This is a genomic window from Pseudoalteromonas sp. ABV4_021 (assembly GCF_056159365.1).
The window spans coordinates 1,286,559-1,302,198 of record NZ_JBSWVB010000001.1 but is presented as its reverse complement, the minus strand read 5'-3'; the positions used below and the strand labels follow the sequence as shown (position 1 = coordinate 1,302,198).

10 protein-coding genes are annotated in these 15,640 nt (G+C 40.9%); 5 read left to right on the top strand and 5 right to left on the bottom strand.

Features of this window, described 5'->3' with window-relative positions:
• Positions 1–12 precede the first annotated feature (12 nt).
• Positions 13–705: a M48 family metallopeptidase gene (locus ACXAFE_RS06160; protein WP_475150109.1), complete on the bottom strand. Its 693-nt coding sequence runs from the start codon at positions 703–705 to the stop codon at positions 13–15.
• Between the two features lie 60 nt (positions 706–765).
• Here ACXAFE_RS06160 and ACXAFE_RS06155 point away from each other — a divergent pair, with 60 nt between their 5' ends.
• Together ACXAFE_RS06155 and ACXAFE_RS06150 are read left to right on the top strand one after the other, a co-directional pair.
• Positions 766–2,412 (top strand): response regulator, encoded by a 1,647-nt coding sequence (locus ACXAFE_RS06155; protein ID WP_475150107.1) that lies wholly within the window; start codon positions 766–768, stop codon positions 2,410–2,412.
• 56 nt (positions 2,413–2,468) lie between these two features.
• The gene (locus ACXAFE_RS06150) at positions 2,469–3,446 is read left to right on the top strand and encodes a pentapeptide repeat-containing protein (protein ID WP_475150104.1); all 978 of its coding nucleotides are present in this window, start codon (positions 2,469–2,471) and stop codon (positions 3,444–3,446) included.
• A 461-nt stretch (positions 3,447–3,907) separates the two neighbouring features.
• Here ACXAFE_RS06150 and recD read toward each other — a convergent pair whose 3' ends face one another.
• From recD to recC, 3 genes are read right to left on the bottom strand one after another with little or no spacing between them, the layout of a single operon-like run.
• On the bottom strand, positions 3,908–5,722 hold the full coding sequence (recD, locus tag ACXAFE_RS06145; RefSeq protein WP_475150102.1) for an exodeoxyribonuclease V subunit alpha: 1,815 nt from the start codon (positions 5,720–5,722) through the stop codon (positions 3,908–3,910).
• A complete protein-coding gene (gene recB, locus ACXAFE_RS06140) occupies positions 5,715–9,284 on the bottom strand; it encodes an exodeoxyribonuclease V subunit beta (RefSeq protein WP_475150099.1) in 3,570 nt (1,189 codons plus the stop codon). The genes recD and recB overlap by 8 nt, the downstream gene beginning before the upstream one ends.
• A complete protein-coding gene (gene recC / locus ACXAFE_RS06135) occupies positions 9,271–12,552 on the bottom strand; it encodes an exodeoxyribonuclease V subunit gamma (protein ID WP_475150097.1) in 3,282 nt (1,093 codons plus the stop codon). The genes recB and recC overlap by 14 nt, the downstream gene beginning before the upstream one ends.
• 146 nt (positions 12,553–12,698) lie before the next feature.
• Between recC and xthA the strand changes: the two genes are divergently transcribed.
• From xthA to rlmA, 3 genes are all read left to right on the top strand, one after another.
• Positions 12,699–13,505 (top strand): exodeoxyribonuclease III, encoded by an 807-nt coding sequence (xthA, locus tag ACXAFE_RS06130; RefSeq protein ID WP_475150091.1) that lies wholly within the window; start codon positions 12,699–12,701, stop codon positions 13,503–13,505.
• A 24-nt stretch (positions 13,506–13,529) separates the two neighbouring features.
• Positions 13,530–14,177: a hypothetical protein gene (locus ACXAFE_RS06125; protein WP_475150089.1), complete on the top strand. Its 648-nt coding sequence runs from the start codon at positions 13,530–13,532 to the stop codon at positions 14,175–14,177.
• A 103-nt stretch (positions 14,178–14,280) separates the two neighbouring features.
• Complete coding sequence (gene rlmA, locus ACXAFE_RS06120) at positions 14,281–15,090, top strand: 23S rRNA (guanine(745)-N(1))-methyltransferase (protein WP_475150084.1); 810 nt, start codon at positions 14,281–14,283, stop codon at positions 15,088–15,090.
• Between the two features lie 71 nt (positions 15,091–15,161).
• On the opposite strand, the gene yfbV is transcribed toward rlmA, so the two are convergent.
• Complete coding sequence (yfbV, locus tag ACXAFE_RS06115; RefSeq protein ID WP_475150081.1) at positions 15,162–15,608, bottom strand: terminus macrodomain insulation protein YfbV; 447 nt, start codon at positions 15,606–15,608, stop codon at positions 15,162–15,164.
• Between the last annotated feature and the right edge of the window lie 32 nt (positions 15,609–15,640).

Genomic DNA, 15,640 nt, shown 5'->3' with positions numbered 1-15,640 from the left:
GTTCATCTAACTCTACTCAAGTTTAAAAATATCCAATTTATATCCGTTTTCTTTAAGCCAGTTTTCAGCTTTTCGATAATCTGGATAGATGCTCTCAACCGCTTGCCAAAACCTACGGCTATGATCCATTACTTTTAAATGCGCTACCTCATGTGCAACAACATATTCAATTACCCATAATGGTGCACATACTAGCTGTAAATTAAATTGTAATCGGCGTTTCGAATCACATGCGCCCCAACGACTGCGCACATGTTTAACACTTACACTGTGAAATGACTCGTTGATTTGTTTAGCCAATCGCTGCGCCTTGGCGCTGCAATAATTAGTAAGTTTATTTTTTGCAAAATCAGCGATTAATGCCAGCTGCTTATCACTTACATTTTTTACACGTCGCGATGTATTAATAGACAGTACCCCGTCAACTAATTCAACGTTACTTTTTACCTGCCCTTCTACAAATATTAAATTGATCTCTTCACCTAAAATAGAAAGTGTTTTTTGCGTTAATACCGACGCTGCATCAACACGTTTAATCTGCTTTTCTAAGTGCTTATTAATCCAACCTTGTTTTTGCATTAACCATTGTTCAATAAAGTCTTGTTTTAAATGCATAGGAGCATAAACAAATACTTCTTTTGCTTTAATTTTTATAGCGAGTGTTTTACGATTTTTACTACGTTTTAACTGATATTTGATCGACATTATTTTCTATTGTGGTTAACTTGCTATAGTTATAAGAATCTAGCGCTAATCTGTATATAAATGAGTCAAAACAGCGAAAATCCACTCAAAGATAAGTCCATTTTAATTATTGATGACCAGAAATCGTTCCAACAACTGCTTAAAGGTATGTTGATACAACTGGGTGCCAATAATGTCTCATTTTACGATTCCGGCGAAGCCGCGCTTAATAAAATTGACAAAGATTCTGTTGATATTGTGTTTATCGATTATAACCTTGGACAAGGCCGAAATGGTAAACAGTTTTTAGAAGAGCTTAAGTATTTAAACAAATTATCTCGCCACAGTATTTCCATTTTAGTTACAGGGGAAAGTACTCGCTCAGTTGTTTTGTCGGTACTTGAAATTGAGCCTGACGATTATTTAATTAAGCCGTTTTCAAGTGGCATGTTAAAAACACGCTTAAGTAAGCTCTCTAATAAAAAGAAGCTCTTTTTTGGCGCGAATCAGGCAATCGAAGACGGCCAACTAGAAGCCGCAGTACAAATTTACTTAAAGATCGCCAAAGAGAGACCGCGTAATGCTCAATTTTGTTATAAACGTGCCTGTCAGATCTACTTTGATTTAGGACAATACCAAAATGCCTTTGAATTACTTGGTAATATTTTAGCCACTGCACGGCCCACTTGGGCATTAACTTATATGGCACAAACTTGCATGTTTTTGGCACAATACGACAAAGCAATCCGTATTTGTGACGAGCTACTCGGTCAAAACCGCTTTAATATCGATGCATTAGATATTAAAGCTTTGTGTTTAAATCATATTGACCAAGGTAAAGAGTCGATTTTTCTTATCGAGCAAAGTTGTAATATTTCGCCTCATTCATTTGCAAGGCAAAAAAACTTCGCAGAAATTGCACAAGCAAACAACGATCTTGAGGCGCTTATTAAAGCACACGGCACCTTACTTGCTATGTCTAAAGGCACTGCTTTTGCGCATATTGATTATCAGTTTAACTACATCCGTGCCATGTTCAGCCAACTCCATTTGGCTAACTCAAAAGAGGAAAAAGCCGACCTAAGTACCCAAATTAAAAGTAGTTTACGTCAAGCACAAAACGACCCTACCGTTACCGAGCAACATACGTTGTTTAAAGAGTTTAATACGTTTTGCGAAGCGCGATTAAGTGTCAGTGAAGGCGATTTTTTAGATGCAAAGAAAATGATAGCGCCTTATATTGCTGAACAATCATTAAGTAGTTCGGTATTGCCTGATTCTGTTATGGCGCTGTTTGATTTAGGTGAATTTGACGATGCCAACGCGCAGCTTGAAAAATACAAAGAGCTGAATGAGTGCGATGGGCAAACCCTTAAACAACTACAAGAACGTAACGAGTCACTTGCAAATCATCAGACCGAGTTTGAACAGCATAATGTACGTGGCATCGAGTTGTATAAAAAAGGCGATTTTCAAAACGCTATTGAGCAATTTGAAATGGCACTTAAATACGCACCAATGAATACCGGTAGCGCACTTAACTTGCTGCAAGCCCTATTACAGCTTTTGCCTCGAGCAAATCAAGCAGCCGATGTTATTTTGGAAAAATGTCGCAGTAATTTTCGCTTGGTTGAAGGTATGGCACTGCCTCGTCAACATGCAAAACGACTTGAAGATCTTAAGTTTGAATACAATAAGTTAGCTAAACTTTATTCACAATCAAATTAGCAAAACCTTCGCTAAGTGCTAGGCTTAAAGAATTCAATATCTGATATTTTTGATCTATGAGCAATGCACCAAAATGTAAATATGTATCGCCTGAAAACGAGCAATGTCGTGAGCTTGATATGGGTGGCGGCTATTGTTTTTGGCACGATCAAAAATACGATAAAAGTGGCTTAGCATTAACTGAAAAATTAGAGCGCTATGCCAAGCGCGGCGGTTTATTAAAAGGCTTACAGCTAAAACGAGCCGACCTTACCGGACTTAACCTAGTCAATCACCACGATGAAAATTTCGACCTATCGTACAGCAACTTTTATCGCGCAAATATGCAAAACGCGCATCTTTACAACACCTGTATTCGAGATGCCTCACTGATGAAAGCCGATTTACGTGATGCTAATTTGCATTGCGCCAAATTAGAGGGAACAAACCTGCTTGGCATTAAACTAGTCGGTGCACGTATCGATAATATGAAATTAGGCCACACCTTATTACAAGAAAATCTCGCGCGAAAAGCTGAAAAAGAAAACGATAGTGACAAAGCACTGGATTATTTTGAACAATCTGAAGAAATCTATCGCGATCTTCGAAATGCCGCAGAGAATCAAGGACTGTTAGAGCTATCAGGCAAGTTTAATCATAAAGTACTGATAATGCGCAGGCATCAATACCCGAAATTTTCAAAGCATCGCATTGCGTCTAAGTTTTTCGATATACTTTGCGGCTATGGCGAACGCCCTGTGAACGTTATTTTCTTTTCGATGATGCTGATTCTGCTGTGTGCACTAGGTTACTTCACATTTGGCGTAAACTTTAACGGCGACACAATTCAGTTCAGTTCAACGCAAAACACGCAAGAAAATTTAATGGCGCTGGTAAACAGCCTTTACTTTAGCGTAGTAACTTTCACAACTTTGGGATATGGCGACATAACGCCCCTAGGCTATTCCCGATTCATTGCCGCTGTTGAAGCTTTTTGCGGCAGCTTTTCGTTAGCCCTATTTGTGGTAGTTTTCGTTAAGAAAATGACGCGTTAGCGTGAACACCATTAACGAAAACTCAAACCATTAACTCGAGTATTAACGTCATATTCGTCTTGCTAATTGATGTTGCCAATAATAAACAACATCATGAATACCATTGAAAGTAATCGAAAAAAGAACAACTGCCCTTTTAAGCTGCGTACCTGTTTAGACGTTTTAAAAACTTTTAACTCTAATGCTTTACAATATTCACGACTAATCATAATAGAACCCTCATAGTAGTATCGGTGTTATACCAACATACCTGTTTGGCATACTTAGTTAGATTATGCATAATCGTTACCAAGTTTTAATATGCCTTCGTGTTCCTTTTTACCCTCGCTCCTAACTTGCTATCGACCTATCAGATAAAACTTTAAACGATATTTACCGTTAACTTTGCTGTTAGCGACTTACTTTCAAAAAAAAGTAGGTCATAAGTCGCCAGTTCGAGTCAAAGCCTGCGCTTTTTCTATCTAGAATTCACTACGTTGAAAACGCGCATACAGACCAGAGTATCTCGATACCGTGCGTGCCATAGCGCGCTCTAAGCCGCCCGCTAACGACACCAATTCAAACGATTCTTTCGCACGCGTAATACCCGTGTATACCAATTGTCGATTAAGTACCGGTGAATTAACCGGTAGTAGCATAGCAACATGTTTGAACTCAGAGCCTTGCGATTTATGAATTGTCATTGCATAAACAGTATCAAATTGCGGTAAACGGGTTGTTGAAATCACGCGTTCAGCACCTTGGTCGTCAATAAAGCTCGCCATCAATCGACCGTTTTCGTCTTCGATGATAATGCCAATATCACCGTTAAATAAATTAAGCTGGTAATTGTTTTCGCTGATCATAATTGGCATACCAATATAAAAATTACCGGTACGTTTAATTAACTGCTGCTGGCCAAGCTGTTTTTCGATTTTCATATTAAGCTCGTTGGTACCATACGGCCCAACACGCGTTGCACACAGGACTTGGTAGTTTGCGAACGCTAAATGAATGTCGCAAATGCTGTCGCCATTGCGTATTGCTTTTAGGTAAACACTGTAGTGCTCGGCTGCGCGGTCAATAAATCCCTTAAAATCAGTTTCAAGCGAGCTAAACATCAAATCTGCGCTGTTTGAGCGATATACCTCATTCAGAGCATTCAAATCATTGCTATTAACCGCTTTTGCCAATCGCCCTATGCCGCTGTCGGTTTTAAAACGATGGCTAACTTGCAAATAAGCAAGGTTGTCATTGAGCTCATAAGAGGTTGGTTTTGCCGCATTCATTGGCATATTAAGTAGCCGCGCAAGGGCTTTTGCCATCTCTGGTGTGTAATTATGATCGACACCTAACGTTAATGGGCGACATAAATCTGACAGTACATTACCCGTATCAACCGACGATAATTGGTCTTTATCACCTAATAAAATAACCCGCGCATGACTTGGTAATGCATTAAATAGTTTAGCTAACATGGCTAAATCAACCATCGAGGCTTCATCTAAAATCACTAAGTCCACGTCGAGCGGGTTTTGTCGATTGTGGCGAAACTTGTTAGATAAATGGATCACCCCCAACAAACGGTGCAAGGTTTGTGCTGTGTCTGGAATATGCTTTGCAATTTGCGAATCAATATTCAAGTGTTGCTTTGCACCGGCAATCGATTCACTCAGCCTCGCCGCTGCTTTGCCCGTTGGCGCAACAAGTTGCACTTTTAGTGGTACCTTGCTGTAGAGCGATTGTAAAATTGCCAACAATTTAGTTACTGTGGTGGTTTTACCTGTACCCGGTCCACCAGAAATAATACAAAAACGTTTTAAACAGGCTACGGCGCAGGCCACTTTTTGCCAATCAAGGGCCCCTGAGTTTTTAAAATAATGCGACAGCAAATTACCCAACTCAGTTAAATCGAGGGTAGTACCAAGTGTATTTCTCGCCTTTACCGCCTCTACAAATTCACGCTCATAATCATCATAGCGAGCAAAATACAGGTGTTTTGCAAACAAACGAAGTGGCTGTTGCTCCCCTACGCTTTGGTGTGCCTGCAAAAGTTCACAAAAGTCATCATCACTTGTAAATGGCGACTGCTTTTTACCATATTCAGTGAGAGCAAGATTAAACGGGTCGTCTTTATCAATGCTTTCAAGCGGTAAACATGAGTGCTGAGAGCGCACCGCACGGCTTAATAACAGTACTAGGTAAAATATTTTAGAATCGCTATCTGGTACTAATATGCTCGCCAGATTAAGGTCAAACTGATCGATTTTGTCATATTCAATAAGTAGTTCACGCATTGAATGTCCCCTTATCAAATAAGCTATCTAATGCAAGCACTTGCTCAATATCGGGTGCTTTGTAATACACGCCATTACCAGTTGGCATACCGCGCATAAATAAGTAAAGGCTGCCCCCTAAATGGGTGTGAATGTCGTAATTAGCAATGCGTTGTTTTAACAAACGGTGCAACGCTACCGTGTAGAGTAAATATTGCAAATGGTAGTGATGTGAACTCATCACCGTTTCCATATTGTCTTGATTGTAGTCCTCACCGCTATCACCTAAATAATTCGACTTATAATCAAGCACAAAGTAACGGCCATCAAAACAAAAGATTAAATCGATAAAACCTTTCAGCATGCCGCTTATGGTAGCGCTTGTAAGCGGTGTAAAATGGTCGCGACTCTGTGTTAACAAAATATCGTTAAGTTTGCGGGTCACTAATTCGTTTACTGGCAGCATAAACTCCATTTCGATTAGGCACTGCGTCATATCTAACTGTTCCATTGATATGGCAAGTGGCGCTAATGGCTTAGCTAATAACTGTTTAATCCAGTTTTCAACAACCTCCTGCCAACCATCATCTATTTGATATGCGAGTAACTGCTTTTCCACTACATCTGCAAGTGGCTCTTTTTGCTCGAAAACTGGCTGTTCAGCAGCGTTAAAATCAATTTCTTCCATAATCGCGTGTAAGCAACTACCAGCATTGGCGCCTTTTGGAAAGCTAAACTCATTTTGTACGATTGCAGTAGTGCTCTCCTGCCAATCGAGTAAATGCATTTCATCGTTGGCACCTTGTTTGTAATCAAACGAGCTACTATCGCCATGAGAAGACTTAGTTAATGATGAAAAACTCGAAAGTCGCCATTTGTTTGGTACGCTTTGTGTTTTTTGCTTAACCATTAACTGATCAAACGTGGTTTCTGCCTGAGGCAACACTACGGGCGATTTGGGCGCACTATAAAGTGACGCGCTTAAACCAGTATGGCTATCGCAAAATCCACGCAGTTGGTTATACCAGTCATGTCCGGTATCAATATCGTCTTTATCAAGTAGCAGATGTCCTAAAGGCGTTTTTGCAATACCTGGGGTTTTACTGCGGCCATCTTTACAGTTGTATAAACCCACCACTAAATAATGTACTGCACGCGTTAGCGCAACATATAAAAGGCGCAAGTCCTCAGCAAGGTTTTCTTTACTTGCCAGCACTTTCGCGTCATCGTCGGGCGCTAAGTCATAAATAAGTGTGCCATCGTCTTTATGATAAACCGCATCGTTATTTTCTCTAAAGCTTGCAACAAACGGCATATACACAACAGGATATTCCAGCCCTTTTGAGCCGTGCATGGTTACAATGTTCACCAGTTGTTGATCGGTTTCTAGGCGCAGTTGCGAACCTTCCGCCGCGAACTTAGTAATTTGGTCATAGAGCCAATGCAGCAAACGATGATAACTGTTCAGCGCCAGCTGTTTTTGTTGTAGTAATTCACCTAAATGACGAATATCTGTTAGCAAGCGTGGTACGTCCCAGCCTTTTTGCTGCCAACGACTCGGAAGTGCATTTAACTCGACCAGCGATTCAATCACCGCCATTACACCTTTTTGTTGTAATAACAATTTTAGCTCGGCAAAGTGTTCTAAGGTTTCTTCCCATGCATTGGTATTTTGTGTTAAAGCATGCACTTGTGAATAATTTAGCGCAAACAACGGAGCCACTAAAACGCCACGGAAAATCGCTTCATTGTAGGGGGTAATAAGCGCTGAAAGAAAGGTCAATAAATGACTGGCTAGTGGCGTTTCAAACACACTATCACGTGATAAAAATACACTGGCAACACCACATTTATAAAGAGCGCTTTTAATTGAATTTGCTTGGTTGCGATCCCTTACGAGTACCGCGATATCGTTTGCCTTTAACGCTTCACCTTCCAATTTGGCACGCCCCGCTGCCGCATCAATTAATAGTTCGGCAATTTGCGAGGCGCAAATATTGGCAAGGTGATTATCCCCTTGCCCTTTTGCTACGGTGTCATCAAGTTCATCTAAGACACAAAAATGGATACCCGACTTACTTTCTTCGTTAACAAATAATCCCGACTCGCTGCTTTTACCAAACGCGTTTACTTTGCTAAATGGAATGTCTTTATTAAAAATAAAACTATCGTCTTTGTTAGCGAAAATACTGTTTACACCATCGACAATTTGTTGCGATGAACGATAGTTAGTATCCAGTGTGTAATGGCTTTCTAGCGGTACTTGGCGCTTGGCGTCAATGTAGGTAAAAATATCAGCGCCACGAAATCCATAAATAGCCTGCTTAGGATCGCCAATCATAATCAATGCGTTGTCGTTATTCGATACGCTGTTATTGGTTAAATAAATATTGGCAAATATACCGTATTGAATAGGATCGGTATCTTGGAATTCATCAATTAGTGCCACTGGGTACTGGCTTAAAATTGCATTCGCCAGCTCACCACTTGTGTTAGTTTCAAGCGCTAAACTTAAATTTTGTAATAAGTCATCCGGATTAATCAGCTGATGCTTTTGTTTTTCACTGAGTAACCAATCAACAAGGTAGTGATACGCACTAATTAAAATCGACACTGGCAATGCTGCTTCGGCCTGCGCTTTTAGCGTTGCCGCTTCATCAAATAAGGTTGCTAGTTGATGGCTAACCGGAGGTTTATCTTTTAAATAATTGCCTTTATCTGCAAATGCTTGCTCACCCCATATCTCAAACGAACGTTTTGATGCGCCTTCAAAAATGACCTCATCACTTTGGCAATAGGCATTTAATAATGCTAAGTTTTTGCTGCTCGCGATGGGCTTTGATTTTTTAAACGGCGTGTTTTCAATAAAGCCGATAAACTCTTGCGCTAAGATCTGCTGTTTAAGCGTACTTGTAGTCTCATAAAGCGCCGCCTGTAACGAAAGCGCTTGCTCAAAGGTATAATGCGGCGTAATTTCAACGCCTGTGCGGCTCAATAATCCAAATAAATTTTTAAGCAATACATCCGGTGATGAAAAACAGCTGGTTACGGCCGCGTAGCTTTGCTTTTCAAGTGGAAAAACAAACTGACGCCAAAAATCTTTAATCGCGGTCTCAAGCAATTCACTCTGATCCATAATAAATTGCAAATTAAACGCCATTCCAGATTCAAACGCATGTTGTTTCAGCATACGTTGACAAAAACCATGAATCGTAAAAATGGCGGCATCATCGAGCGATTTAACTGCACTGTCGATTTGATAAAACGCACTGTGGCTATCATCTATTTGGCTTACTAACTCGTTAACTACCTGATCATTGGTTTCTTTACCTAGCAGTGTGTCACGCAAGGTAATTAAACGCTGCCTTACCCTGTCTTTAATTTCCGCGGTGGCCGCTTCGGTAAACGTTACAACTAAAATCTGTTCAATACTGAGCGGCGTTGTACGTTTGCCCTGTTGGGTAAAGCCAAGTAGTAACCGTAAATATAGTGCTGTGATGGTATACGTTTTACCGGTACCCGCGCTTGCCTCAATTAAGTTTGCGCCGCACAGCGGCATCGCCATAGGTTTAAGATTTTGCATATTTATGCTCCGTAATAATGGCGTCTATCGGTGCAAGATAGGTTTCGGTTAATTCAATAAACTCGTCAGCGACACTTTCTAGGGAGGTAAAATCAAGTGCAATATACGGGTCGCTTAATTCGTTTTGACCAACAAACGAAGCACCTGAGAATGTGTTTTCTGCCGCGGCAAATTCGCGTTTTTGTAAATAGCTAAATCCAGTCGTCGCAAACAGTGGCAACGGCCGAGTAAACATACTGAGGTAAAGCTCGCCCCATTTTTCAAGCTGAGTTAATGCCTCGTCTTGGTTCAGTTGCTGGTATTCAATATAGCCATCAAGAGATAAAAACACGGTGCTGTTTACATCGCCACTGGCTGAGCCCGCTAGGTGATATAAATACCCAGCAATTTTATCTTTTGCTTTTAATTTAGCTGTAGGACGATACAAATATTGCGTCGCCAAAGATACAGGTTTTAATGCACCACTTATTTTCAGCATTGATAGGGACAAATCTACACGTTTTGGCTCAATTGGTGTTTCATCACCCGTAATAATCTGATTGCGTTTTAACTCCATCAACAAAGGCTCTGCAGTATTCACCATGTTATCAAACGCCAACTCGGCACCCGCTCCTTGCGGTAAATCGCCCCTTGCAATAATTGCCGCTAAATTAGGGGCATTACTGAGATAATCGCGCTCGATAATTTCTTGCAAATAGCGGTAACGCGTTAAACCGTCTAAGGCAAAAGTTTCGTCATCTTGATTATTAAATTGATAGTCGCCTAATCGCGCACCAATGGTGGAGCGATAAAACGATTGCTGTGGTGCAAGTAATTGCTGAATAAACAGCGCTAAATCAACCTGTGTGTCGATATCTGCAACTAACGGTTCGTTTTGACCCGTTGCTAGCGTTGGTTTTGGTAACCAAATCGGGTTATAGCTTTGCAGGTGCGATTGTTGATAATACGCAGGGTTAAACGGCTGCAAGTAGTGGCTAACCGTTAATGATTCAATAAGTTTACCCTTATCGTGCTCAAACACACGGGATAAATAGTCTGTTAGTTCACTGACTAACACACTAGGTAAACGCTCAGAATTATCCACACACGAATTACCGATATAGCTTAAATACACATGTTCACGGGCACTTAAAATTGCTTCTAAAAACAAGTAACGGTCGTCCATTTTACGTGAACGGTCACCTTTTTGTGGTTTGCTGTGCTGAAGTAAATCAAAACCCAGTGGCTGCACACTGCGCGGATAATCGCCATCATTTAAGCCTAAAATACACACCACTTTAAAGGGGACTGCACGCATGGGCATTAAAGTACAAAAGTTTACCTGGCCCATAAAGAAGCGCTGGCCAACCCCTTTTTGCATCAGCTGCTGCTTGAGAATATGCACCATGAGCACTTGCGATACCGCGCCAGTATGATCATTGTTTTCAAAGTGCTGTAAAACGTGTTCGAGCGCTTTTTGCACATAGCCTAAGTCGTTATTTTGGCTTACATCACTTGCGTAAAAGCGCATTGTAAGTTGTTGCAACTGCTTTACTTTATCAGCTAAGTTGCCACTGGTTTTTAACTCTTTTTGTGTTTGTTCAAGTGCATCAAAAAAGCGAATTAATTTAGCCAGCGTTTCAACCGCCATGCCTTCAACCTGATCGGCGGCAAATAACTGGTTAAATTCGGTGTTTTCGTCTTTGCTGGCAAACCCCAGTATTAAGCGCGATAACCCTTGTCGCCAACTGTTAATGGCAATTTTTGGTTGGTTAAATTCCCCCTTATGTTCGCCATCAATGCCCCAGCGAATATTAACCTGCTCTAACCAATAACCAATTTGATTAAGTTCTTCGCTCGAAATTTCAAACTTTGCTGAGATTTCGTCCACTTGTAATAAGTCCAGAATATCAGATACGTAAAAACGGCAAGCGCCTAAATCGGCGAGTTTGATAAAGCTGTTCACGATTGGTTTTTCTTGCTCAACACCTAAGTCAGAAATCGCAAATGGAATATAACGGTTGTCTTTTGCACTGCCGAATACCGCTTCAATATATGGGCTATACTGGCCCGAATCCGGCATCATCACAATAATATCGCGCGGCGATAAGCTTTCGTCAGCACTAAATAAGTTCAACAAATGGTCGTGCAGCGCTTCTACTTCTCTAAGTGCATTATGACAGCGCGCAAACTGAAATGACGAATAGCCTTTGTTTTCACTATAAGTTAACTTGCCTTCATCTGATACAAACCAAGTTGGGTCACTAGCAAGCGGCACGCCTTTAAACGCTAATTCAAAAATTTCCTGTTGTAATTGACCCAGTAAATTCTCATCAAACGCTTCAATAAATATGTCCGTCCACTGTGCATCTAATTCCACCAGCTGCTCTAAATATTCACGCCCTAGTTTACCCCATGATGCCAAAAGTGGATTACCTACAATGTAATAATCCTCGCCTTCGGCATCAATATTTGGTTTAACGTCATAATTGGCAATAATTTTCGCTTTGGTTTTTTCATCAACCACGTCACCCCAGTAGTGTTTACTTGGGTTACACAAATAAATGTACACATCAATATGCTCGGCTAATGCCTGAAACACTTCAAGTTGCTGACTGGGAATGGCAGACAAGCCAAATATGTATAAATTTTGATGAGATAAGTTAATTGCATTTTGGCTTAGGCATGCAATTAAATCTTGATGCAGATTCGCACGGTGATATGGGTTTTGCCCAAGTGTTTTCGTATGCTCAACAAGTTTTCGCCATAATATGGGCTGCCACGGTGCAATTGATATATCGACATCGGCAAGTTCGTCGTCGCCCTGCTGCCAACTCTCTAGCCAGGCTGGTCGATACATTAAATATTGGTCAAAGGCATCGGCAATTTTTTCGCACAAACTAAATAATCGCGTATCGTTATCAAGCGCAGTTTGCGTATCTACCAAGTACTGTTTTAGTAGTGCAAATTCCGTTTGTTCTAAACAACTCGGTAAAATATTAAATAGCTTCCACGCCATATTATTTTTGTTGAATGATGATTCTTGTGGCACATCTGACAATAAGTTTTGGTATAAACGCCAAATATAACTTGAAGGCAACACATAATCGATTTGCCCTGTGACACCATGCTGCTCGGCAATCAACACCTTTAGCCACTGCGCCATACCGGGTGATTGCACCAATACTTGTTCTTTATCAAAAATGCTCGGGGTGGGGCTGTGCATCAGCGACTGAGATAAGTGAAGCTGAAGCGCTTCCATACGGTTTGATTGAATAATATGCAGCATTTTAAGAACAAACTAACTAATTGGTTTACCTTATATTAATTTAAATAAAAGCGGCTGACTATGAAAGAGTAAAAAGCTAACGTGATACGCTTGTTTTTTGTTAGACTAGTGCGCACTAATCTCAGATGTGGATAACAAGGTGAACAATGAAAGTTATCAGTTTTAATATAAACGGCTTACGTGCTCGTTTGCATCAACTACAAGCGGTTATCGACAAGCATCAGCCTGACGTAATTGGTCTGCAAGAAATTAAAGTACATGATGAAGCTTTCCCTATCGAAGATGTTGAAGCGATGGGATATCACGTTGCATTTCATGGTCAAAAAGCCCATTACGGCGTGGCGGTTCTTACTAAACAAGCGCCAATCGCAATTGAAAAAGGCTTTCCGACCGATACTGAAGAATCGCAAAAACGCATGATTATTGCGACAGTAGCAGATAAAAACGGTAATCCGGTTAAAATTTTAAACGGCTACTTCCCGCAGGGTGACAACATTGCCCACGAAACTAAATTCCCATACAAACGTCAGTTCTATCTCGATTTAATGACTTATTTAGCAAGTCATGATCCTGAAGAGCAAATTATCGTAATGGGTGATATTAATATTTCACCTCTCGATTTAGATATCGGTATTGGTGAGCATAATCGTAAACGCTGGCTAAAAACCGGTAAATGTTCATTCCAACCAGAAGAACGCGAATGGCTTGCTCGCCTGCTCGATTGGGGATTTGTTGATACCTTCAGAGCATTAACGCCAGACGCCACAGAAAAGTACTCGTGGTTTGACTACCGTTCTAAAGGCTTTGATGATAACCGCGGTCTGCGTATTGATGTTGTGCTAGCAACCAAAGCACTTGCAGCAAAATGCATCGAATCAGATATTGATTACGAGCTGCGCGGCATTGAAAAGCCTTCAGATCACGCGCCAATTTGGGCAACATTCGATATTTAACCGAGTCAATTGGTAGGTAACCCTGTGCAATTTGATTTAGCTGAATTAACCTGTTTGTTGTTATTTGCAATTGCAGTGATTAAATCACTGAATGCGTCCACGCGTCAGATTCTTTTATCAAATCAAGTTGTGCAGCGAAGCGTGCTCGCCATCAGTCTAATGTTAGTTGGCTTTTGGTCACTCAAGGCTGGGCTTTATCCCGGTCTTGATATTCACGTTTTAGCACTGACCGGTGTAACGTTAACGCTTGGTCCTCGCCTTGCAATTCTCACTGCAGCGCTTAGCCATAGTTTACAGTTAGGCCTTGGTTTAGTACCGTTTGAGCAAATTGGCAGCTATGCCCTATTTACCTCGCTTTTGCCTATTTTGTTTAGCTACGCACTGTTTTTATTGTGCTACCAATACATTACCCGCCATTTATTTGTTTATATCTTTGTTAATAGCTTTTTAGGCGCTGGCCTTACCGCCGTGTTTCATATTGGCTTAATGACAGGCTATCATTATTTTTCTGGCCACTATGATTGGCAAACATTACTTGATAATTACACTTTTTTAGCAAGCCTTATCTGGTTTCCAGAAGCCACCATCAACGGCATGGCAATGACGGTGTTAATTATTTATCGCCCTCATTGGGTAAGAACCTTTTACGACAACGAGTATTTAGCGCGCTAAACCACATATTTTGAAAGAGCCGAGTTTATGGTGCACTAATCTCGTATCTGCTGGTGGTTTAAGGTTATAATCATGCGATTATTTATCGTGTAACCAGATTTAAATGTCTCAACTTTATTTTTGCCCTATGTGCCAGACGCCACTTGCCGATGACACACATCGTTTAATTTGCGCCAATAACCACAGTTTTGATAAAGCCAAAGAAGGTTATATCAACCTGCTGCCCGTGCAAAACAAAAAAAGTAAAGATCCGGGCGATAACAAAGAAATGGTTATGGCACGACGCGCGTTTTTAGCCCGAGGTCACTATAATTTTTTACGCGATGCGATTTGCCAACAGATTGAAACTCTGGCGAGTAACAGCAAATTACTCGATGTTGGTTGTGGCGAAGGTTTTTATACCCACAAATTTGATGAATGTGAGAACGTAGCAACGACTTACGGGCTCGACATTTCAAAACCTGCGGTTAAATATGCCGCTAAGCGCTTTAAAAACTGCCATTTTAGTGTTGCTTCATCGTCGAATGCACCATTTAACGATGCAGCATTTGATATTGTAACCAGTGTATTTTCACCGCTGTTTAGCGATGAATTAAATCGTCTTGTAAACGACAACGGCACACTAATTGTTGCAAGCCCAGGCGATAACCACTTAACTGAGTTAAAATCGATTATTTATAACGAAGTAAGACCACATCAAGCAGTTGAAGCGCCAACAGGATTTAGCCTGCAAAGCCATACGTTACATACCCAAGTAGTTAGTTTAGAACTCGATGCGTTAACTGAATTAATTAATATGACACCATTTGCGTGGAAGTTTCGCCCAGAGCATTGGCAATCGCTCAGTGAGAAAACACCTTTTACAGTAACACTTTCGTTTTATGTAAGTGTGTTTAACAAAGGCAATGCTTAATCTTGCAAAGCATGACGTGAAAACCAAAAGTGTCAGCTAAAGCTCTGACACTTTTTGTTATCTCAGCGTATTTAAAAAAGATCACGCTTAAACGCATTATCCATTTTGTCGTACACCTCTTTAAGCAGATATGCCAAATCGCCGTAACGCGGTTTGGTAATTGATACTGGCGGCTCGACCCCGTGCTCAGTCATTTTGCCGTAAACCTCGCGAAACCACACCGCTTCTTGGGGCGGTAGCAAGGTATTGGCACGCTTGCCTAACCAGTACAAACCTTGCACTGGCATTGACAACAAAAATATAGAAAAGGTTAAGGCTTGCGGTAAATATTCAAGACTTAAAAAGTTTACCTGCACAAATACACTTAACACCGCAAGCAAAGGCACAACTTTAATGGCAAGCTTAGTTGCCTTTATGACACGAAACTCCAAAAATACAGCGCCTAATTTAGGCTCCAACGGCCATGTTTTGCTGTAGTGATGCCCATCAGAAATTTGCGCTAACATCGATTTTTGCATTACCACCTCGAAATTGCATTGAGTTTCTAGAA